23 protein-coding genes, 1 tRNA gene, 1 rRNA gene and 1 pseudogene are annotated in these 20466 nt (G+C 58.5%); 24 read left to right on the top strand and 2 right to left on the bottom strand.

Annotated features, from left to right (window positions below; genetic code table 11):
* From rrf to NDJ82_RS24255, 3 genes and pseudogenes are all read left to right on the top strand, one after another.
* Nucleotides 1-77 (top strand): 5S ribosomal RNA (gene rrf / locus NDJ82_RS27765); the annotation flags it as partial.
* A 95-nt stretch (nucleotides 78-172) separates the two neighbouring features.
* Nucleotides 173-646, top strand: a pseudogene (locus NDJ82_RS24260) (IS66 family transposase); the annotation flags it as partial.
* Nucleotides 643-795: a hypothetical protein gene (locus NDJ82_RS24255; RefSeq protein WP_191947275.1), complete on the top strand. Its 153-nt coding sequence runs from the start codon at nucleotides 643-645 to the stop codon at nucleotides 793-795. The pseudogene NDJ82_RS24260 and the gene NDJ82_RS24255, both read left to right, overlap by 4 nt.
* A 204-nt stretch (nucleotides 796-999) precedes the next feature.
* On the opposite strand, the gene NDJ82_RS24250 is transcribed toward NDJ82_RS24255, so the two are convergent.
* A tRNA-Leu gene (locus tag NDJ82_RS24250) sits at nucleotides 1000-1084 on the bottom strand.
* 108 nt (nucleotides 1085-1192) lie between these two features.
* On the opposite strand from NDJ82_RS24250, the gene queA reads away from it, so the two are divergent.
* The 6 genes from queA (at nucleotide 1193) to NDJ82_RS24220 (ending at nucleotide 7267) form a co-directional block, all read left to right on the top strand.
* Nucleotides 1193-2242, top strand: a complete 1050-nt coding sequence (gene queA, locus NDJ82_RS24245) for a tRNA preQ1(34) S-adenosylmethionine ribosyltransferase-isomerase QueA (protein WP_250926442.1) — start codon at nucleotides 1193-1195, stop codon at nucleotides 2240-2242.
* A gap of 5 nt (nucleotides 2243-2247) precedes the next feature.
* Entirely contained in the window at nucleotides 2248-3363 is a 1116-nt protein-coding gene (tgt, locus tag NDJ82_RS24240) for a tRNA guanosine(34) transglycosylase Tgt (protein WP_003175976.1), read from the top strand.
* 43 nt (nucleotides 3364-3406) lie between these two features.
* Nucleotides 3407-3745 carry a preprotein translocase subunit YajC gene (yajC, locus tag NDJ82_RS24235; RefSeq protein ID WP_003175975.1) on the top strand — a complete coding sequence of 113 codons (339 nt, stop codon included), beginning with the start codon at nucleotides 3407-3409 and terminating at the stop codon, nucleotides 3743-3745.
* A 62-nt stretch (nucleotides 3746-3807) separates the two neighbouring features.
* Entirely contained in the window at nucleotides 3808-5676 is a 1869-nt protein-coding gene (secD, locus tag NDJ82_RS24230) for a protein translocase subunit SecD (protein ID WP_099585624.1), read from the top strand.
* A 9-nt stretch (nucleotides 5677-5685) separates the two neighbouring features.
* Nucleotides 5686-6600 (top strand): protein translocase subunit SecF, encoded by a 915-nt coding sequence (secF, locus tag NDJ82_RS24225; protein ID WP_099585623.1) that lies wholly within the window; start codon nucleotides 5686-5688, stop codon nucleotides 6598-6600.
* Nucleotides 6601-6724: 124 nt separating this feature from the next.
* Nucleotides 6725-7267, top strand: coding sequence for a glycine zipper 2TM domain-containing protein (locus tag NDJ82_RS24220; RefSeq protein ID WP_003175972.1), 543 nt, complete (start codon nucleotides 6725-6727; stop codon nucleotides 7265-7267).
* A gap of 221 nt (nucleotides 7268-7488) precedes the next feature.
* Here the strand turns inward: NDJ82_RS24220 and suhB are convergent, their stop codons facing one another.
* Entirely contained in the window at nucleotides 7489-8304 is an 816-nt protein-coding gene (gene suhB / locus NDJ82_RS24215) for a type III secretion system regulator SuhB (protein ID WP_003175971.1), read from the bottom strand.
* A 145-nt stretch (nucleotides 8305-8449) separates the two neighbouring features.
* Here suhB and trmJ point away from each other — a divergent pair, with 145 nt between their 5' ends.
* The 15 genes from trmJ to ispG all read left to right on the top strand — a co-directional run bounded on the left by trmJ (nucleotide 8450) and on the right by ispG (nucleotide 20454).
* Nucleotides 8450-9220, top strand: coding sequence for a tRNA (cytosine(32)/uridine(32)-2'-O)-methyltransferase TrmJ (gene trmJ, locus NDJ82_RS24210; RefSeq protein ID WP_099585622.1), 771 nt, complete (start codon nucleotides 8450-8452; stop codon nucleotides 9218-9220).
* A gap of 2 nt (nucleotides 9221-9222) precedes the next feature.
* A complete protein-coding gene (cysE, locus tag NDJ82_RS24205; RefSeq protein WP_250926441.1) occupies nucleotides 9223-10008 on the top strand; it encodes a serine O-acetyltransferase in 786 nt (261 codons plus the stop codon).
* Nucleotides 10009-10296: 288 nt separating this feature from the next.
* Complete coding sequence (gene iscR, locus NDJ82_RS24200; protein ID WP_003194020.1) at nucleotides 10297-10788, top strand: Fe-S cluster assembly transcriptional regulator IscR; 492 nt, start codon at nucleotides 10297-10299, stop codon at nucleotides 10786-10788.
* A 50-nt stretch (nucleotides 10789-10838) separates the two neighbouring features.
* Nucleotides 10839-12053 carry an IscS subfamily cysteine desulfurase gene (locus NDJ82_RS24195; RefSeq protein WP_112196678.1) on the top strand — a complete coding sequence of 405 codons (1215 nt, stop codon included), beginning with the start codon at nucleotides 10839-10841 and terminating at the stop codon, nucleotides 12051-12053.
* 99 nt (nucleotides 12054-12152) lie between these two features.
* On the top strand, nucleotides 12153-12539 hold the full coding sequence (gene iscU, locus NDJ82_RS24190; protein WP_003209682.1) for a Fe-S cluster assembly scaffold IscU: 387 nt from the start codon (nucleotides 12153-12155) through the stop codon (nucleotides 12537-12539).
* Between the two features lie 28 nt (nucleotides 12540-12567).
* Entirely contained in the window at nucleotides 12568-12891 is a 324-nt protein-coding gene (gene iscA / locus NDJ82_RS24185) for an iron-sulfur cluster assembly protein IscA (protein ID WP_003209680.1), read from the top strand.
* Between the two features lie 8 nt (nucleotides 12892-12899).
* Nucleotides 12900-13421, top strand: a complete 522-nt coding sequence (hscB, locus tag NDJ82_RS24180; RefSeq protein WP_099585619.1) for a co-chaperone HscB — start codon at nucleotides 12900-12902, stop codon at nucleotides 13419-13421.
* A gap of 51 nt (nucleotides 13422-13472) precedes the next feature.
* On the top strand, nucleotides 13473-15335 hold the full coding sequence (gene hscA, locus NDJ82_RS24175) for a Fe-S protein assembly chaperone HscA (RefSeq protein ID WP_158877218.1): 1863 nt from the start codon (nucleotides 13473-13475) through the stop codon (nucleotides 15333-15335).
* Nucleotides 15336-15338: 3 nt separating this feature from the next.
* Complete coding sequence (gene fdx / locus NDJ82_RS24170; RefSeq protein ID WP_158877217.1) at nucleotides 15339-15680, top strand: ISC system 2Fe-2S type ferredoxin; 342 nt, start codon at nucleotides 15339-15341, stop codon at nucleotides 15678-15680.
* Nucleotides 15681-15694: 14 nt separating this feature from the next.
* Entirely contained in the window at nucleotides 15695-15895 is a 201-nt protein-coding gene (iscX, locus tag NDJ82_RS24165) for a Fe-S cluster assembly protein IscX (RefSeq protein ID WP_034128025.1), read from the top strand.
* A gap of 92 nt (nucleotides 15896-15987) precedes the next feature.
* The gene (gene ndk, locus NDJ82_RS24160) at nucleotides 15988-16413 is read left to right on the top strand and encodes a nucleoside-diphosphate kinase (RefSeq protein WP_003175956.1); all 426 of its coding nucleotides are present in this window, start codon (nucleotides 15988-15990) and stop codon (nucleotides 16411-16413) included.
* A 29-nt stretch (nucleotides 16414-16442) separates the two neighbouring features.
* On the top strand, nucleotides 16443-17591 hold the full coding sequence (gene rlmN / locus NDJ82_RS24155; protein WP_112196677.1) for a dual-specificity RNA methyltransferase RlmN: 1149 nt from the start codon (nucleotides 16443-16445) through the stop codon (nucleotides 17589-17591).
* Nucleotides 17592-17603: 12 nt separating this feature from the next.
* Nucleotides 17604-18362: a type IV pilus biogenesis/stability protein PilW gene (gene pilW / locus NDJ82_RS24150; protein WP_099585615.1), complete on the top strand. Its 759-nt coding sequence runs from the start codon at nucleotides 17604-17606 to the stop codon at nucleotides 18360-18362.
* Entirely contained in the window at nucleotides 18362-19342 is a 981-nt protein-coding gene (locus NDJ82_RS24145; RefSeq protein ID WP_250926440.1) for a RodZ domain-containing protein, read from the top strand. Before pilW ends, NDJ82_RS24145 begins: the two co-directional genes overlap by 1 nt.
* A gap of 2 nt (nucleotides 19343-19344) precedes the next feature.
* A complete protein-coding gene (gene ispG / locus NDJ82_RS24140; RefSeq protein ID WP_099585613.1) occupies nucleotides 19345-20454 on the top strand; it encodes a flavodoxin-dependent (E)-4-hydroxy-3-methylbut-2-enyl-diphosphate synthase in 1110 nt (369 codons plus the stop codon).
* The last annotated feature ends 12 nt before the right edge of the window (nucleotides 20455-20466 follow it).

Raw genomic sequence — 20466 nt, 5'->3', positions numbered from 1 at the left:
CCGAACTCAGTAGTGAAACGATGCATCGCCGATGGTAGTGTGGGGTTTCCCCATGTGAGAGTAGGTCATCGTCAAGATTAAATTCCAGAACCCCATTTGCGAAAGCAGATGGGGTTTTGTTTTGGGCGGCCGAAAAGTTCGCAAATGTTCGCTCGCGCAAAACATGAACGAAGTGCTGTGTCGCCACGGCGTCGATATTCCACGCCAAACCTCGGCGCGCTGGGTGATCCACTGTGACGAAACGCGGGTCCAGATGATGATAGAACTGGGTCGAGAGTCGACCAGCCAATCCTGGATGTGGATGCAAGCCAACGGGCAGCCGAATCAGCCCGTTATCATGTTTGACTACTCGACTAACCGGGCGCACGAGGTTCCGTAGCGCTTGCTCGAAAGCTATCGTGGCTACCTGATGACCGAGAACGCCTTGGCTGTGTAATCCGGTGTCGAACGTTTAGGCTGTTGGGCACATGCGCGACGCAAGGTTGTCGAGGCGCAAAATATGCGTGGCTGCCGACAGCGTCTTCGGTTGAGGATTGCGAAGCTTTATTGTCCTGGAACGGCTCGCCGGTATCGCAACGTGCTGTCCATCTTGATGGTCGGCAGGGTTTACTTTGAATTCAAAGAACGAGCGGAGCAGCGATCATGAAGTACGACGATAAACTGATTGAAGAAGCCGTGCTTGCCCTGTTGGTAACCTGGTTCCGACTCGGATACCTGACTTCATACCACGGCAATACGGTAGGTGAGGTTGACCATATTCAAGTCAAGGTTCGCTCGTTTGCTTATGTGTGCTGATAGGGGTGAGAAGGGGAGGCTAAGTCATCACAAGACTCTCGCGGTTCCTAAGCGCGCTCACTGGCTTTTAAGGTTTGTAACTATCTTGGGGTTGGTTTCCGCCTGGTCCGGTCTTCTGAGCGCTTATGCGGCCCCCTGGCGACATGTTTTTACTTTTTTGCAGACGAAAAAAAAGACCTTGAAATTCAAGGTCTTTCTTTAAGATGGTGCCCCGAGGGAGACTCGAACTCCCACTCCTTTCGAAAACGGATTTTGAATCCGCCGCGTCTACCAATTCCGCCATCAGGGCTCAATGGCGGCGAAGTATAGAGATGAGATTACCGTTGGTCAATCACGTTTCATGGTCTATTTTCACTATTTCCGCTAGACTTCCGGGCCCTGCTAGACGAACCCCATCATGCGCGTTGCTGACTTTACTTTTGAACTGCCTGATTCGCTGATCGCTCGCCACCCTTTGGCCGAGCGTCGCGCCAGTCGACTGCTGACCCTGGACGGGGTCAGCGGTGCCCTCGCACACCGTCAATTCACTGATTTGCTTGAGCATTTACGCCCAGGTGACTTGATGGTGTTCAACAATACCCGGGTGATTCCGGCAAGGCTGTTTGGCCAGAAGGCTTCCGGCGGAAAGCTGGAGATTCTGGTGGAGCGTGTGCTCGACACTCATCGCGTCCTGGCCCATGTGCGCTCCAGTAAATCGCCGAAGCCAGGTTCAAGCATCCTCATCGACGGCGGTGGCGAAGCTGAAATGGTCGCGCGTCATGACGCACTGTTCGAACTCAAGTTCGCCGAAGAAGTGTTGCCCCTGTTGGAGCGTGTCGGCCATATGCCGTTGCCTCCGTACATCGACCGCCCTGATGAAGATTCGGACCGTGAGCGTTATCAGACGGTTTACTCCCAGCGCCTCGGTGCAGTAGCTGCGCCGACTGCCGGGCTGCATTTTGATCAGCCGTTGTTGGACGCGATTGCCGCCAAGGGCGTCGAGACCGCCTATGTGACCCTGCACGTGGGGGCCGGCACGTTTCAGCCGGTGCGTGTGGATAACATCGAAGACCATCATATGCACAGCGAATGGCTGGAAGTCAGTCAGGCTGTGGTCGATGCAGCCGCTGCGTGCAAGGCGCGTGGAGGGCGTGTGGTGGCGGTGGGCACCACCAGCGTGCGCTCCCTGGAAAGTGCGGCACGCGACGGCGTACTCAAGCCATTCAGTGGCGACACCGATATCTTTATTTTCCCAGGCCGGCCGTTCCATGTGGTCGACTGCCTGGTGACCAACTTCCATTTGCCGGAATCCACGCTATTGATGCTGGTGTCGGCATTTGCCGGTTATCCCGAAACCATGGCCGCTTACCAGGCTGCCATCGACAATGGATACCGTTTTTTCAGCTACGGTGATGCGATGTTTATCACCCGCAATCCGGAGCCACGCGGCCCAGAGGGAACCTTATGAGTCGTATGTCGTTTGAATTATTGGCCACCGACGGCAAGGCCCGTCGTGGTCGCCTGACCTTCCCGCGCGGCACCGTAGAGACCCCGGCGTTCATGCCGGTTGGCACCTACGGCACCGTCAAGGGCATGCTGCCTCGCGACATCGTCGCCACCGGTGCCGAAATCATCCTCGGCAACACCTTCCACCTATGGCTGCGCCCGGGCACGGAAGTGATCAAGAAGCATGGCGACCTGCATGACTTCATGAAGTGGCAAGGCCCGATCCTCACCGACTCCGGTGGTTTCCAGGTGTTCAGCCTGGGCGCCATGCGCAAGATCAAGGAAGAGGGCGTGACCTTCGCCTCGCCGGTGGACGGCTCCAAAGTATTCATGGGGCCCGAAGAGTCCATGCAGGTGCAGCGTGACCTGGGCTCCGACATTGTGATGATCTTCGACGAATGCACGCCGTACCCGGCCGACGAAGACGTCGCACGAATTTCCATGGAGCTGTCCCTGCGTTGGGCCCAGCGTTCGAAGAACGCCCACGGGGACAACACTGCCGCGCTGTTCGGTATCGTCCAGGGCGGCATGCACGAAAGCCTGCGTAAACGCTCGCTGGAAGGCCTCGACAAGATCGGCTTCGATGGTCTGGCCATCGGCGGTTTGTCGGTAGGCGAACCCAAGCACGAGATGATCAAGGTGCTGGACTACTTGCCAGGCCTGATGCCTGCTGACAAACCTCGTTACCTTATGGGCGTTGGCAAACCGGAAGATCTCGTAGAGGGTGTGCGCCGCGGTGTGGACATGTTCGATTGCGTGATGCCAACCCGTAATGCCCGCAATGGGCATCTGTTCATCGATACAGGCGTGCTGAAGATCCGTAACGCGTTCCATCGCCATGATGATTCGCCGCTGGATCCCACCTGTGATTGCTACACCTGCCAGAACTTCTCCCGTGCTTATCTGCACCATCTGGACAAATGCGGGGAAATGCTGGGTAGCATGTTGAATACCATCCACAATTTGCGTCATTACCAAGTCCTGATGGCTGGTTTGCGCGAGGCTATTCAACAGGGTACATTGGCCGCCTTCGTCGATGCCTTCTATGCCAAGCGCGGGCTCCCTGTGCCGCCCTTGGACTGAGTTTCCCGACCCTAAGATTCACTATTTGCAACTGGAGTGCTAAATGAGCTTTTTTATCTCTAACGCCATGGCTGACGCCGCTGCGCCTGCCGCTGCCGGTCCTATGGGCGGTGGTTTCGAGTGGATTTTCCTGGTCGGCTTCCTGGTCATCTTCTACCTGATGATCTGGCGTCCACAGGCCAAGCGCGCCAAAGAGCAGAAAAACCTGCTCGGCAGCCTGCAAAAAGGTGACGAAGTTGTGACCACTGGCGGCATCGCCGGCAAGATCACCAAGGTTTCCGACGCTTTCGTGGTTCTGGAAGTCTCCGACACCGTAGAAATGAAGTTCCAGAAAGGCGCCATCGCCGCCACGCTGCCAAAAGGCACGCTCAAAGCGATCTGAGTAACAACCTTTACCAATCGACGGGGCGCGCAAGGCGCCCCGCGTTATAAGCGGGCGGCGTGATGCTGAACAAATACCCTCTGTGGAAATACGTACTGATCCTGGCGGTGCTGGCGATCGGTTTTATTTATTCCGCTCCCAATCTCTATCCTGATGACCCGGCGATCCAGATCACTGGCGCCAGCACTTCGTTGCAGGTCAACCAGGCTGATCTGGACCGCGCGAGCAAAGCGCTCACCGATGCGGGTATCCAGGTTAAAGCGGCAACATTGGCAGCTGGTGCGAAGGGCGGCTTGTTGCGCCTGACCAAGCAAGAAGACCAATTGCCGGCAAAAGATGTCGTGCGCAAGGCCATGGGTGACGACTACGTCGTTGCACTGAACCTGGCACAGACCACGCCACAATGGCTGCGCAGCATTGGCGCGCACCCGATGAAGCTGGGTCTGGACTTGTCCGGTGGTGTGCACTTCCTGTTGGAAGTTGACATGGACAAAGCCCTCGACGCGCGCCTGAAAGTCTACGAAGGCGACGTGAAGAGCCTGCTGCGTAAAGAGAAGCTGCGTTATCGCAGCCTGCCGCAGCTTAACGGTGCCATCCAGCTGGGCTTCTCCGATGAAGCTTCCCGCGAACAGGCCCGTGCGCTGATCCGCAAGAACTTCAACGATTTCGACATCGTACCGGCTGACCTGAATGGTCAGGCTGTACTGCGTCTGGCGATGAGCCCGGCCAAGATCGCGGAAATCCGCGAGTACTCCATCAAGCAGAACTTGACCACGGTACGTAACCGCGTCAACGAGCTGGGTGTGGCTGAGCCGATCGTTCAGCGCCAGGGCGCAAACCGCATCGTGGTTGAGCTGCCAGGCGTGCAGGACACGGCTGAAGCCAAGCGTATCCTGGGTAAAACCGCCAACCTGGAATTCCGCCTTGCGGCTGAGCCAGGTGCTTCTCGCGCCACTTCCGAGGAATTCGAATTCCGCGAAGGCAACCGTCCACCGGCGCAGATCGAGCGTGGCTTGATCATCACCGGTGACCAGGTAACTGACGCCAAGGCCGGTTTCGGCGAGCACGGCACGCCTGAGGTGAACATCCGCCTGGATGGTCATGGCGGCGAACTGATGAGCCGCGCCACGCGCAGCAACGTCGGTCGCAGCATGGCGGTGATCTTCATCGAGCAGCGCCCTGTCACCACCTACACCAAGCAGGTCGTCAACGGCGTCGAGAAAGACGTGCCGGTGCAGACCTTCAAGGAAGAGAAGAAGATCATCAGCCTTGCGACTATTCAGTCGCCGCTGGGTGCTCAGTTCCGTATCACTGGCCTGAACGGCCAGGGTGAATCCTCGGAGCTGGCACTGCTGCTGCGTGCCGGTGGCCTGGCGGCACCGATGTACTTCGCTGAAGAACGTACCATCGGCCCGAGCCTGGGTGCGGACAACATCACCAAAGGCGTGGATGCTGCGCTGTGGGGCATGTTGTTCGTCTCGCTGTTCATCATCGCCATCTACCGCTTCTTCGGCGTCATCGCCACCGTCGCTTTGGCGGGCAACATGGTGATGCTGCTGGCTCTGATGTCGCTGCTGGGCGCAACACTGACCCTGCCGGGCATTGCCGGTATCGTGCTCACCATGGGTATGGCGGTTGACGCCAACGTACTGATCTTCTCGCGGATTCGTGAAGAGATCGCGGCGGGCATGACCGTACAGCGCGCAATCAACGAAGGCTTCGGCCGGGCATTTACTGCAATTCTCGACTCCAACTTGACCACTCTGTTGGTCGGCGGGATTCTCTTTGCGATGGGCACCGGCCCGGTCAAAGGTTTTGCGGTAACTATGTCCCTCGGTATCTTTACCTCGATGTTCACGGCCATCATGGTGACCCGCGCAATGGTCAACCTGATCTTTGGCGGGCGTGACTTCAAGAAGTTGTGGATTTAAGGGGCTGCCATGTTACGTACAATCAACTTCATGGGCGTTCGCAATATTGCGTTCGGCGCCACCGTGCTCCTTACCGTTCTGGCGTTGTTCAGCTGGTTCCATAAGGGCCTGAACTACGGTCTGGACTTTACCGGCGGTACGCTCATCGAGCTGACCTACGAGAAGCCGGCCGACGTTACCCTGGTGCGCAACGAACTGGTCAAGGCTGGTTATCACGAAGCCGTCGTGCAGAGCTTTGGTGCGACCACCGACCTGCTGGTGCGCATGCCAGGCGAAGACCCGCAATTGGGTCACCAGGTTGCCGAGGCCTTGCAGAAGGTTGGCGGCGATAACCCGGCATCGGTCAAGCGCGTCGAGTTCGTTGGTCCGCAAGTGGGTGAAGAACTGCGCGACCAGGGCGGCCTCGGCATGCTGATGGCGCTGGTCGGCATCATGATCTACCTGGCGTTCCGCTTTCAGTGGAAGTTCGGTGTCGGCGCCATTGTTTCGCTGATCCACGACGTGATCGTGACTGTGGGTATTCTGGCGTACTTCCAGATCACCTTCGACCTGACCGTACTGGCTGCTGTGCTGGCGATCATTGGTTACTCCCTCAACGACACCATCGTGGTATTCGACCGGGTTCGTGAGAACTTCCGAGTACTGCGCAAGGCGACGTTGATCGAGAACATCAACATCTCCACGACCCAGACGCTGCTGCGGACCATGGCGACTTCGATCTCCACCTTGTTGGCGATCGCTGCGCTGATGATCTTCGGTGGCGACAACCTGTGGGGCTTCTCCCTGGCGCTGTTCATTGGCGTTCTGGCGGGTACCTACTCGTCGATCTACATCGCCAACGTGGTGCTGATCTGGCTGAACCTCAACAGCGAAGACTTGATCCCTCCGGCCGCGACTGGCAAGGAGGTCGACGACCGCCCTTGATGGGTGCTTGTTGATCTGCTGTTACAAGAAAGGCACGAGTATTGAACTCGTGCCTTTTTTTTTGCTCCAAGGCTGGGTATAGCGCGGATCTTTCGGTCCGTTTGTGATGGTCAGGAGGTTCAACGTGAACAAGTCGTTACTGGTTGGTGCGGTATTGGGTGCTGTCGGTGTGACTGCCGGGGGTGCTGTCGCCACCTACAGCCTGGTAAAAAGCGGCCCTGAGTATGCGCAAGTGCTGGCAGTGCAGCCGGTAAAAACCCAGATCAAGACCCCTCGTGAAGTCTGCAAGGACGTCGCCGTGACGCGTCAGCGTCCGGTACAGGACCAGCATCAGATTGCCGGTACCGTGGTTGGCGCCCTGGCGGGTGGCTTGCTGGGTAACCAGATCGGTGGGGGTAACGGTAAGAAGCTGGCCACTGTAGCCGGTGCCGTCGGCGGTGGTTACGCCGGTAACAAGGTTCAGGAAGGCATGCAGAACCGTGATACCTACACCACCACGCAAACCCGTTGTAACACCGTCAACGATATCAGCGACAAGGTTGTTGGTTATGACGTGCGTTACAACCTTGACGGCAAGGAAGGTTCGGTGCGCATGGATCGTGATCCGGGTGGTCAGATTCCAGTGGACAAAGAGGGTCGTCTGATCCTCGGTCAGAACCAGCAGTAATCTGAGTCTGGCACAGGCCTCAACGCTTGTGAGCTTCAAAGTGTGGGAGGGGGCTTGCCCCCGATAGCGGTGGATCAGTCAGCCAGTTATTTGCTGACCCACTGCAATCGGGGGCAAGTCCCCTCCCACATTTGTTAAGTGTTGCTGCTGATGCATGGGTCTGGCTCAAATCCCGGGCATAAAAAAGCACCCCCTTGGGGTGCTTTTTTGTGCTCGCTCGCTTAGCGCTTCAGCGAAGCCGGTAGGTGCGGTTGGATCGCCGTCAGCACTGCCTTGAAGCATTTGGTGTTGCCGGCAACGACGTGGCCTTTTTCCAGGAAGTCGTGACCGCCGGTGAAGTCGCTCACCAAACCGCCGGCTTCCTGGATCAGCAGGGCGCCTGCAGCCATATCCCACTCGGACAGGCCCGACTCCCAGAACGCATCAAAACGACCGGCGGCAACATAAGCCAGATCCAGGCTTGCGGCGCCGGCGCGACGGATACCGGCGGTCTGGCCCACAAGGGCGCGGAACATGCCCAGGTAGTTTTCCAGGTTGTCCATTTGGTCGTCACGGAACGGGAAGCCGGTACCCAGGAGGGCGCCGTCCAGGCTGGTGCGGCCGCTGACACGCAGGCGGCGACCGTTCAACTGGGCGCCACGGCCACGGCTGGCGGTGAATTCTTCCTGGCGAACCGGGTCCAGGACGACGGCATGTTCCAGGCGACCACGGTATTTGCACGCGATGCTGACGGCAAAGTGCGGGATGCCGCGCAGGAAGTTGGTGGTGCCATCCAGTGGGTCGATGATCCACAGGTAGTCTTCGCCTTCGCCGCTGCCTTTGTGCAGGCCGGTTTCCTCGCCGAGGATGCCGTGGGTAGGGTAGGCCTTGCGCAACGCGTCGATGATTTTCTGTTCGGCGGCGCGGTCCACCTCGGATACATAATCCTTGGCGTCTTTTTCGTCGACCTTGATGGTATCCAGGCGCTCGATGGAGCGGAAGATCAATTCACTGGCGCTGCGGGCGGCGCGCAGCGCGATATTCAGCATGGGCTGCATGGATGTGTCACCTAAGGTTGTTAAAGAAAGCCGGGCATTCTAGCAGAAACTTTCTTCAGGTGAAGGACGACGTTAGCTTTCATGGCATAACCTTAGGCGGTTCTGTAAGATTTGCTCCCCTTTCCCGTGTCCGAGAGCGCCTCCCTTGCTGCAAAACATTCGTGTCGTCTTGGTCAATACCAGTCATCCCGGCAATATCGGTGGGGTGGCGCGAGCCATGAAAAACATGGGGCTGACGCGCCTGGTGCTGGTTGAGCCGCGCGTGTTTCCGCATCACGAGGCCGATGCCCGCGCATCCGGTGCCAATGACATCCTTGAAAAAGCCCAGGTCGTGGCCACCTTGGAGGATGCCTTGGTCGGCTGCAACCTGGTGCTCGGTACCAGCGCCCGTGACCGTCGTATCCCCTGGCCGCTGTTGGATCCCCGTGAGTGCGGCAACAAAGTGGTGGAAGAGGCGGCTGGTGGCGCAGAAATCGCTTTGGTGTTTGGTCGTGAAGACTCTGGCCTCACCAATGAGGAGCTGCAGCGATGTCACTACCACGTGCACATCCCATCAGACCCTGAGTTCAGTTCGCTGAACCTCGGGGCGGCGGTGCAGGTGCTGACTTACGAAGTGCGCATGGCGTGGCTGGCGGCTGCCGGCCAGCCAAGCAAAATGGAGAAGGAAGAGGTTGCTTCGACGAAGAGTGGCGAACTGGCCACCATGGACGAACTTGAGCGGTTCTATGAGCACCTGGAGCAAACCCTGGTGGCGATCGAATTCCTTGATCCTGAAAAACCACGGCACTTGATGGCGCGCCTGCGTCGGTTGTACGGACGCAGCTCGGTAAGTCGGGCGGAAATGAATATATTGCGTGGCATCCTCACGGAAACCCAGAAAGCGGCCCGTGGCGAGCTTCTTAAGCGGAAGGATTAAAAATGTTCGAGCGTTTGCGAGAAGATATCCAGAGTGTTTTCCACCGTGACCCGGCGGCGCGCAACGCCTTTGAAGTGCTGACCTGCTATCCGGGCATGCACGCTATCTGGATCCATCGCCTGTCCGGCGCCTTGTGGGGTATGGGCTGGAAATGGCTGGCGCGGCTGGTGTCGAACTTTGGTCGCTGGATGACCGGGATCGAGATTCACCCGGGGGCCACGGTGGGACGCCGCTTCTTTATCGACCATGGCATGGGCATTGTTATCGGCGAAACCGCTGAGATTGGTGACGACGTCACCCTGTACCAGGGCGTGACCCTGGGCGGCACCAGTTGGAACAAAGGTAAGCGCCACCCGACGCTCGAAGATGGCGTGGTGGTGGGGGCGGGGGCCAAGGTGCTGGGTCCTTTCACGGTGGGGGCTGGTGCCAAAGTCGGCTCCAACGCTGTGGTTACGAAGGCCGTGCCGGCCGGTGCCACCGTGGTGGGTATTCCCGGTCGGATCATTGTCAAGCCGGAAGTGGGCGATGAGCAGGAAGCCAAGCGCAAGGCCATGGCCGAGAAAATCGGCTTCGATGCCTACGGTGTCAGCGAAGACATGCCCGATCCGGTCGCTCGTGCCATTGGTCAGTTGCTCGACCATCTTCAAGCGGTGGACGGCAAGCTGGACGGTATGTGCGGCGCGCTGAAGGAGTTGGGCAGCCCGTACTGTGCCAAAGACTTGCCTTCACTGCGTGAAGAAGATTTTGCTGAAATCAAGGACGAAGCCGCTACCACCAAGGCAGGCTGAGCGCGGTCCCTTGTGGGAGCTGGCTTGCCTGCGATTGCGGTGGGCCAGCAGCCTATAAGTTAACTGACTAGGCTGCTATCGCTGGCAAGCCAGCTCCCACATTTGATCTCCATTGGCTCAGTGGTCTTGCAGCAGGCCTGGTTGCGCTGTTCGATCCCACCCCATCCTGCTATGATTCGCGCGCCCTTTTTACGGGTAATCCTGACTAAAGTACTAGGTCTTATAGTTGACTTAAATACTCGGGAATCGCATACTTGCCCACATTCTGAAACACCTTGGTAATTGTCCATGAGACTGACTACAAAAGGCCGATACGCGGTGACTGCCATGCTCGACCTGGCCTTGCACGCGCAAACTGGGCCGGTGTCCCTGGCTGATATCTCCGAGCGCCAAGGCATTTCCCTGTCCTATCTTGAGCAGCTGTTCGCCAAATTACGCCGTAGCAATCTGGTCTCCAGCGTGCGTGGGCCAGGTGGCGGCTATCAGCTGTCCCGCGATATGCAGGGCATCCAGGTGGCTCAGGTGATCGATGCGGTCAACGAATCCGTCGACGCGACCAAATGCCAAGGCTTGGGTGACTGCCACGCTGGCGACACCTGCCTGACACACCATCTGTGGTGTGACTTGAGCCTGCAGATCCATGAGTTTTTGAGTGGTATCAGCTTGGCTGATCTTGTGACTCGCCGTGAGGTGCAAGAAGTAGCCCAGCGTCAGGACCAGCGCCGTTGCAACACCAAGGCGCCGCGTCTGGACAAGATTGAAGCGTCCGCCGTCGAGTGACAGCCGAAGAGCTAACGGCACGCCAGCCAGCCTGATTTAGGAGAAAGTCCATGAAATTGCCGATTTACCTTGATTACTCAGCGACCACCCCGGTTGATCCGCGTGTCGCGCAAAAGATGAGTGAATGCCTGCTGGTTGACGGAAACTTCGGCAACCCGGCCTCCCGTTCCCACGTATTCGGCTGGAAAGCCGAGGAAGCGGTCGAGAACGCTCGTCGCCAGGTCGCTGACCTGGTCAATGCCGATCCGCGCGAAATCGTCTGGACTTCCGGTGCCACCGAGTCCGACAACCTGGCAATCAAGGGCGCGGCGCATTTCTATGCGACCAAAGGCAAGCACCTGATCACCACCAAGATTGAGCACAAGGCTGTCCTCGACACCATGCGCCAACTGGAGCGTGAAGGTTTCGAGGTTACCTACCTTGAGCCAACCACCGACGGTATCGTCACCCCGGCCATGATTGAAGCCGCGCTGCGTGAAGACACCATCCTGGTTTCCGTGATCCACGTGAACAACGAAATCGGCACCATCAACGACATCGCAGCCATCGGCGAACTGACCCGCTCCAAGGGCATTCTGCTGCATGTCGATGCTGCCCAGTCCACCGGCAAGGTCGACATCGACCTCTCCAAGCTTAAAGTCGACCTGATGTCGTTCTCGGCCCACAAGACCTACGGCCCTAAAGGCATCGGTGCCCTCTACGTAAGCCGCAAGCCGCGCGTACGTATCGAAGCCACCATGCACGGCGGCGGTCACGAGCGCGGCATGCGCTCGGGCACCCTGGCGACCCACCAGATCGTCGGCATGGGCGAAGCCTTCCGCGTGGCCAAGGAAGACATGGCTGCCGAAAACGTACGCATCAAGGCCCTGAGCGATCGCTTCTACAAGCAGGTCGAGAATCTTGAAGAGCTGTACATCAACGGCAGCATGACCGCCCGCGTACCGCACAACCTGAATTTGAGCTTCAACTACGTCGAAGGCGAGTCGCTGATCATGGCGCTCAAGGATCTGGCGGTTTCGTCCGGTTCGGCCTGCACCTCGGCCTCGCTTGAGCCTTCTTACGTACTGCGCGCCCTGGGCCGCAACGACGAGCTGGCACACAGCTCGATCCGCTTTACCTTCGGCCGCTTCACCACTGAAGAGCAAGTCGACTATGCCGCGCAGAAAGTCTGCGAAGCCGTCAACAAGCTGCGTGTTCTGTCGCCGCTGTGGGACATGTTCAAAGACGGTGTCGATATTTCCAAGATCGAGTGGGCGGCACACTAAATATAGAAGCCGCCACCCAAGCTCTGTAGGAACGTGGCGGTAAACGCAGACGTTTTTACAGGGTTCCAGAGCGGCCCTGATGAGTGAGGATTCAGTACCATGGCTTACAGCGAAAAGGTCATCGACCACTACGAAAACCCGCGCAACGTCGGCAAGATGAACGCGGAAGATCCTGATGTCGGCACCGGCATGGTCGGCGCCCCGGCGTGCGGCGATGTGATGCGCCTGCAGATCAAGGTCAACGAAGCTGGCGTTATCGAAGACGCCAAGTTCAAGACTTACGGCTGCGGCTCGGCCATCGCCTCCAGCTCCCTGGCGACCGAATGGATGAAAGGCAAGACCCTGGATGAGGCTGTGACTATCAGCAACACCCAGCTGGCCGAAGAACTGGCCCTGCCGCCAGTGAAAATCCACTGCTCCGTACTCGCTGAAGACGCCATCAAGGCGGCCGTTCGCGACTACAAGCAGAAGAAAGGCTTGATCTAAGCATTTGGCGACGAGTAAGGAGTCAACGATGGCTATCAGCATGACAGAAGCGGCAGCGCAGCACATTCGCCGCTCCCTGAATGGGCGCGGTAAAGGTGAGGGGATTCGTCTGGGTGTTCGCACCACGGGCTGTTCCGGCCTTGCCTACGTGCTGGAGTTTGTCGACGAGGTGGTAGAGGAAGACCAGGTGTTCGAAAGTCACGGCGAGAAAGTGATCATCGACCCTAAAAGCCTGACCTACCTGGACGGCACCGAACTCGATTTCGTCAAGGAAGGGTTGAACGAAGGTTTCAAGTTCAACAACCCCAACGTACGCGGTGAGTGTGGCTGCGGCGAAAGCTTCAACATCTGAGGCTACTCGTGGGTACTCCTTGTCATTTCGCTTTATTCGAGTTGCAGCCGAGTTTTCGGCTGGACCTTGAGCAGCTTGCCACGCGCTACCGAGAGTTGGCGCGTGGGGTGCACCCGGACCGCTTCGCTGACGCTTCCGAGCGTGAGCAACGCCAGGCCCTGGAACAGTCGGCCAGCCTCAACGAGGCCTATCAGACACTGAAAAACCCACCCAAGCGCGCGCGATACCTGCTTGCGATGAACGGTGGCGAGTTGCCGATTGAAGTCACGGTGCATGATCCTGACTTTCTGATGCAGCAGATGCAGTGGCGCGAAGAGCTCGAAGAACTGCACGACGAAGCCGACGTGGCCGGTGTCGCTGTCTTCAAGCGTCGTCTGAAAGTGGCCCAGGATGAGCTCAACGAAAGCTTCGCAGCCTGTTGGGATGATGCTGCGCAACGCGAGCAGGCCGAACGCCTGATGCGGCGCATGCAGTTCCTCGACAAGCTCACCTACGAAGTGCGCCAGCTAGAAGAGCGCCTCGACGATTAACCCAGTGCTGCCCGTGATGCACGCCTGATAGACAGATAAGACCTGATTACCATGGCATTACTGCAAATCGCCGAACCCGGCCAAAGCCCTCAGCCGCACCAGCGCCGCCTGGCGGTGGGGATTGACCTGGGCACCACCAATTCCCTGGTTGCTGCCTTGCGCAGTGGCCTGTCCGAACCGCTGCCCGACGCTGATGGCCAAGTCATCCTGCCCTCGGCCGTACGCTATCACGCGGATCGCACCGAAGTCGGTGAGTCGGCCAAGCTGGCGGCGTCTACCGATCCGCTTAACACCGTGCTGTCGGTCAAGCGCTTGATGGGTCGTGGATTGTCCGACGTCAAGCAGCTCGGCGACCAATTGCCGTACCGCTTTGTCGGTGGCGAATCGCACATGCCGTTCATCGACACCGTCCAGGGCCCAAAAAGCCCGGTGGAAGTGTCAGCCGATATCCTCAAGGTGCTGCGCCAGCGTGCAGAAACCACCTTGGGTGGCGAGCTGGTTGGCGCAGTGATCACGGTTCCCGCCTATTTCGATGACGCACAGCGCCAAGCCACCAAGGATGCGGCAAAACTCGCCGGCCTCAACGTGCTGCGCTTGCTCAACGAGCCGACTGCTGCGGCTGTGGCGTACGGTCTGGATCAGCACGCCGAAGGCCTGGTCGCCATTTACGATTTGGGCGGCGGCACGTTTGATATTTCGATCCTGCGCCTGACCGGCGGTGTGTTCGAAGTACTGGCCACCGGTGGCGACAGTGCCCTTGGCGGCGATGACTTTGACCATGCCATCGCAGGTTGGATCATTGCAAGTGCCGGCTTGTCCGCCGATCTGGATCCAGGCGCGCAGCGCAACCTGCTGCAAACCGCCTGTGCCGCTAAAGAAGCGCTGACTGACGCCTCCTCTGTTGACGTTTCCTACGGTAGCTGGTCGGCCCCGCTGACGCGGGATGCCTTTGACGCCTTGATCGAGCCAATGGTTGCTCGCAGCCTCAAGGCCTGTCGCCGCGCCGTACGTGATTCCGGTATCGAGCTGGAAGAGGTTGGTGCGGTGGTTATGGTTGGCGGTTCGACGCGTGTACCGCGTGTTCGTGACGCCGTGGCTGAAGCCTTTGGTCGCCAGCCGCTGACCGAAATCGACCCGGATCAAGTGGTCGCCATCGGCGCCGCGATCCAGGCCGATACCCTGGCCGGCAACAAACGCGAGGGTGGCGAACTGCTGCTCCTCGACGTGATTCCGTTGTCGTTGGGCCTGGAAACCATGGGCGGCCTGATGGAGAAGGTGATTCCACGTAACACCACCATTCCCGTCGCCCGCGCCCAGGACTTCACCACTTACAAAGACGGCCAGACGGCCATGATGATTCATGTGCTGCAAGGTGAGCGCGAACTGATCAGTGACTGCCGCTCCCTGGCGCGCTTTGAATTGCGTGGCATCCCGGCCATGGTTGCCGGGGCTGCGAAGATTCGCGTGACCTTCCAGGTCGACGCCGACGGCCTGCTCAGTGTTGCTGCCCGTGAACTGGGTTCGGGCGTTGAAGCCAGTATCCAGGTCAAGCCGTCCTACGGCCTCACCGACGGCGAAATCGCCAAAATGCTCAAGGACTCGTTCCAGTATGCCGGTGACGACAAGGTCGCCCGTGTGCTGCGCGAGCAGCAAGTGGACGCCCAGCGCCTGCTTGAAGCGGTGCAGGGCGCCCTTGAGGTCGACGGCGAGCGCTTGCTGGATGCCGAAGAACGCATGGTCATTGACCTGCAGATGCAAGAGCTGGCCGAATTGATGAAAGGCAACGATGGTTACGCCATCGAACAGCAGACCAAGCGCTTGTCGCAGGTCACTGATGCCTTTGCCGCCCGGCGCATGGACCAGACGGTGAAAGCCGCACTGGCCGGGCGCAACCTGAATGAAATCGAGGAATAATTAATGCCGAAGGTTACTTTTCTGCCGCACGCCGAGCATTGCCCTGAGGGCATGGTCGTGGAGGCTGAGACCGGCAAGTCCCTGCTCGACGTCGCGCATGACAACCATATCGAGATCGAAAGTGCCTGTGGCGGCGTGAATGCCTGCACCACTTGTCACTGCATCATTCGTGAAGGTTTCGACAGCCTCAATGAGGCTGATGACCTGGAAGAAGACTATCTTGATAGGGCGTGGGGCCTGGAGCCGACGTCGCGTCTGAGCTGTCAGGCAAAGGTCGGGACTGAAGACCTTACTGTCGAAATCCCGAAATATTCGCTCAACCATGCAGCCGAAGCGCCGCATTGATTCAAGGAACTGTCATGAGCCTGAAATGGGTTGATGTACAAGAAATCGCTATACAACTTGCGGAAGCTCACCCTGAGGTCAATCCTCTTACGGTGAACTTCGTCAAACTGCGTGACCTCGTAATGGCACTGCCGGATTTCGACGACATCCCTGATCGGGGTGGCGAGAAGGTCCTGGAGGCGATTCAAGGCCTGTGGATCGAAGAAGCAGACTGAACCGCCTTTTTACGCAGTTAGGCAATACCCAATAACCCGCGTATAATTCGCGGGTTTAATTTTTCGTAAATTACCGTTTCTGGAGTTACACCATGGCTGTTCAACGTACTTTCTCCATCATCAAGCCTGACGCTGTTGCAAAAAACGTCATCGGCGAGATCACCACTCGTTTCGAAAAAGCCGGCCTGAAGGTTGTAGCTTCGAAACTCAAGCAACTGTCCAAGGCTGAAGCTGAAGGCTTCTACGCTGAGCACAGCGCTCGTGGCTTCTTCGGCGACCTGGTTGCCTTCATGATCTCCGGTCCTGTTGTTGTTCAGGTTCTGGAAGGCGAAAACGCTATCGCTCTGAACCGTGAGCTGATGGGCGCTACCAACCCTAAAGAAGCTGCTGCCGGCACCATCCGTGCTGACTTCGCTGAATCCATCGACGCCAACGCTGTACACGGCTCGGACTCCGAAGCTGCCGCTGCTCGCGAAATCTCGTACTTTTTCGCTGCTACTGAAGTAACCGCTCGCTAAGCATTGGCTTAAAGAGTGAGGGTGAATCCATGACTACATCGACTGTTAAAACCAACCTGCTGGGTCTGACCCAGCCGGAAATGGAGAAATTCTTCGACTCAATCGGGGAGAAGCGCTTCCGTGCCGGTCAGGTAATGAAATGGATTCACCACTTTGGTGTCGACGATTTCGACGCCATGACGAACGTCAGCAAGGCCTTGCGCGACAAGCTCAAGAGCATTGCTGAGGTCCGTGGTCCCGAAGTGGTCAGCGAGGACATCTCCACCGACGGTACCCGTAAATGGGTAGTGCGCGTGGCGTCCGGCAGCTGCGTCGAGACCGTGTACATCCCCCAGGGCAAACGTGGCACCTTGTGCGTTTCGTCCCAGGCAGGCTGTGCCCTGGATTGCAGTTTCTGCTCCACCGGCAAGCAAGGCTTCAATAGCAACCTCACCGCCGCCGAAGTCATCGGCCAGGTGTGGATTGCCAACAAATCCTTTGGCAGCGTCCCGGCGACCGTCGACCGTGCCATCACCAACGTGGTGATGATGGGCATGGGTGAGCCGCTGCTGAACTTCGACAACGTGATTGCGGCCATGCACCTGATGATGGACGACCTGGGCTACGGCATTTCCAAGCGCCGTGTGACCCTGTCGACCTCCGGCGTGGTACCGATGATCGATGAGCTGGCCAAGCACATCGACGTCTCCCTGGCGTTGTCGCTGCACGCACCCAATGACGCATTGCGTAACCAATTGGTGCCGATCAACAAGAAGTATCCGCTTAAGATGCTGCTCGAATCCTGCCAGCGTTACATGGCGACCTTGGGCGAGAAGCGCGTGTTGACCATTGAGTACACCATGCTCAAGGACATCAACGACAAGGTCGAGCACGCGGTCGAGATGATCGAGTTGCTCAAGAACACCCCGTGCAAGATCAACCTGATCCCGTTTAACCCGTTTCCCCATTCTGGCTACGAGCGGCCGAGCAACAACGCCATCCGTCGTTTCCAGGATCAACTGCACCAGGCCGGCTACAACGTCACCGTACGCACCACCCGTGGTGAAGACATCGACGCCGCCTGTGGCCAATTGGTAGGACAGGTGCTGGATCGCACCCGTCGCAGCGAACGTTATATCGCCGTGCGTGAACTGAATGCCGCCGACGAGATGCCGCAAATCGCTGTGAATCGAATCTGAGAGAGGATCTCTATGCCCTTGCGCCTCGCGCTGCTTCTGCTTGTTACCAGCCTTGCGGCCGGTTGTGTTTCATCGGGTCATGAGAGCCCTTTGCAAACCGGTAAAGGCCGTGATGAGGCGCGAGTTGCCTATGTGCAATTGGGCTTGGGCTACCTGCAGCAGGGCATGAGCGAGCAGGCCAAGGTACCGTTGAAAAAAGCCCTTGAGCTGGACAGCAACGACGCCGATGCCAATGCCGCACTGGCCTTGGTGTTTCAGGCCCAGGCCGAGCCTGAACTGGCCGACCAGTATTTCAAAAAGGCACTGGCCTCCCGTCCTGCCGATCCTCGGCTGCTGAACAATTACGGCAGCTTCCTGTTCGAACAGAAACGTTATGACCAGGCTTCCCGTTATTTCCAGCAAGCCTCCGCTGACACACTCTATCCAGAGCGTTCGCGGGTGTTCGAGAACCTCGGGGTGACCTCAATGCGTCTTGGCCAGCGTGACAGCGCTCGTCAGCAGTTGGAAAAAGCCCTGCACCTGAACAGTCGCCAGCCACGGGCATTGCTCGAAATGGCTGAGTTGTCTTACGAAGACAGGCATTATGTGCCGGCACGTGACTATTACGCGCGTTTTAGCCTGCTCAGCGGGCAAAATGCACGTAGTCTATTGCTCGGTGTGCGCCTGGCGACCGTTCATGACGAACGCGACACGGCCGCACATTTTGGCCAGCAACTCGAACGACTCTATCCCGGTACGCCGGAATATCAGCAATACCTGTCGGAGCAATGATGAAAGCGGCGCACCCGGAAGTTGTAGCAGCTAATCGCGTAAACCCAGGCGACACCTTGCGTCAGGCCCGCGAAAGCAATGGTTGGTCGCTGGCGGAAGTGGCCCTCAAGCTCAATTTGACCACCACGTCCCTGGGCAATCTGGAAGCCGGCGCGTTCGATAAGTTGCCTGGGCACACGTTCGCCCGCGGCTATATCCGCGCATACGCCAAATTGCTGGGTATCGACCAGACCGTTCTGGTTCAGGAGTTCGACCAGTTCACGGGTACCGACTCCCAGGGTAGCAGTGTTCATGGCCTGGGTCGTATCGAAGAGCCGGTGCGCGTTTCCCATACCATTTTGCGAATCGTCAGCCTGTTGCTGCTGATTGCGGTGATCGGTGGCGGGTTTGTCTGGTGGCAAGACCAGACCTCCCAGCGCAGCAAGGACCTGACCAGTAACGCCATGGAGCACGTCGAAGTCGAAAGCGCCGACGGCACCACCCAGATCCATCCGTTGGACGAGCCGGAAGACCAGGCTGTTGCCGAGGGCCAGGCCACGTCTGAAGCCCCGCTCGCGACCGAACAGCCGACACCTGAGACCGCTCCTGCGGCAACTGCCGCTGTGCCCGCTCCTGTAACGCCGGCTACCCCGGCAGTACCAACTGCCCAGGCCCATACGCCGGTCGCACCTGCGCCAGCGACTCCCGCACCGGCTGCGCCCGCTATTTCACCGCCTACCACCCCAGCATTGATCGCTGGCGACGGGCGCGTACAAGTGACCTTCGTTGCCGACTGCTGGACGCAAGTCACCGATGGCAATGGCAAAGTGTTGTTCAGCGGTCTGAAGCGCAAGGGAGATACGCTTGACCAGGGCGGCAAGCCTCCTCTGACGCTGCGTCTGGGCTTCGCCCGTGGCGCGCAAGTGGCCTACAACGGCCAGCCTGTGGACGTGGCGCCGTTCACCAGTGGCGAGACAGCTCGCATCAAGTTGGGACAATAGTCATGCACGGCGAATCTCCAATCAAACGTCGCGTATCGCGCAAGATCTGGGTCGGCTCGGTGCCGGTGGGTGGCGACGCCCCCATCGCGGTACAGAGCATGACCAATAGCGACACCAATGATGTGGCCGCCACCGTGGCCCAGATCAACCGCCTGGAAGCTGCCGGCGTGGACATCGTGCGGGTTTCGGTACCGGACATGGACGCTGCAGAGGCTTTCGGCCGCATCAAGCAGCTGGTCAAGGTGCCGCTGGTTGCCGACATTCACTTCGACTACAAGATCGCGTTGCGCGTGGCCGAACTGGGTGTGGACTGCCTGCGTATCAACCCGGGCAACATCGGTCGGGAAGACCGTGTGCGCGCCGTGGTGGACGCTGCCCGTGATCGCGGCATTCCGATCCGCATCGGCGTCAACGCCGGTTCCCTGGAAAAAGACCTGCAAAAGAAATACGGCGAACCGACTCCGGCGGCGCTGGTTGAGTCGGCATTGCGCCACGTTGAGCACCTTGAGCGCCTGAATTTCCAGGACTTCAAGGTCAGCGTAAAGGCCTCCGACGTGTTCATGGCGGTTGAAGCCTACCGCCTGCTGGCCAAGGAAATCGTACAGCCGTTGCACCTGGGTATCACCGAAGCTGGCGGTTTGCGCTCAGGCACAGTGAAATCTGCGGTGGGTCTCGGTATGCTGCTCGCCGAAGGGATTGGCGATACTATCCGCATCTCGCTGGCGGCAGACCCTGTAGAGGAAGTGAAAGTCGGCTACGACATTCTCAAATCCCTGCGTTTGCGTTCCCGTGGCATCAACTTCATTGCCTGCCCGAGCTGCTCGCGGCAGAACTTCGACGTGGTGAAAACCATGAACGACCTGGAGTTGCGCCTTGAAGACCTGCTGGTGCCGCTGGATGTCGCAGTGATTGGCTGTGTGGTCAATGGGCCAGGTGAAGCCAAGGAGGCCCATGTGGGCTTGACCGGTGGTACACCGAACCTGATCTACATCGACGGCAAGCCGGCGCAGAAGTTAACGAATGACAATCTGGTGGATGAGCTCGAAAGACTGATCCGCGAGAAAGCGGCCGAAAAGGTCGCAGCTGACGCAGCGCTGATCGCTCGCGGCTGATTGAACGAATTT

It is taken from the genome of Pseudomonas sp. SR18 (genome assembly GCF_023701505.1).
In the GTDB taxonomy this organism is placed as follows: Bacteria; Pseudomonadota; Gammaproteobacteria; order Pseudomonadales; family Pseudomonadaceae; genus Aquipseudomonas; species Aquipseudomonas cyclaminis.
The sequence above is the reverse complement of the archived record's forward strand: the minus strand, read 5'-3'. Positions and strand labels throughout refer to the sequence as shown.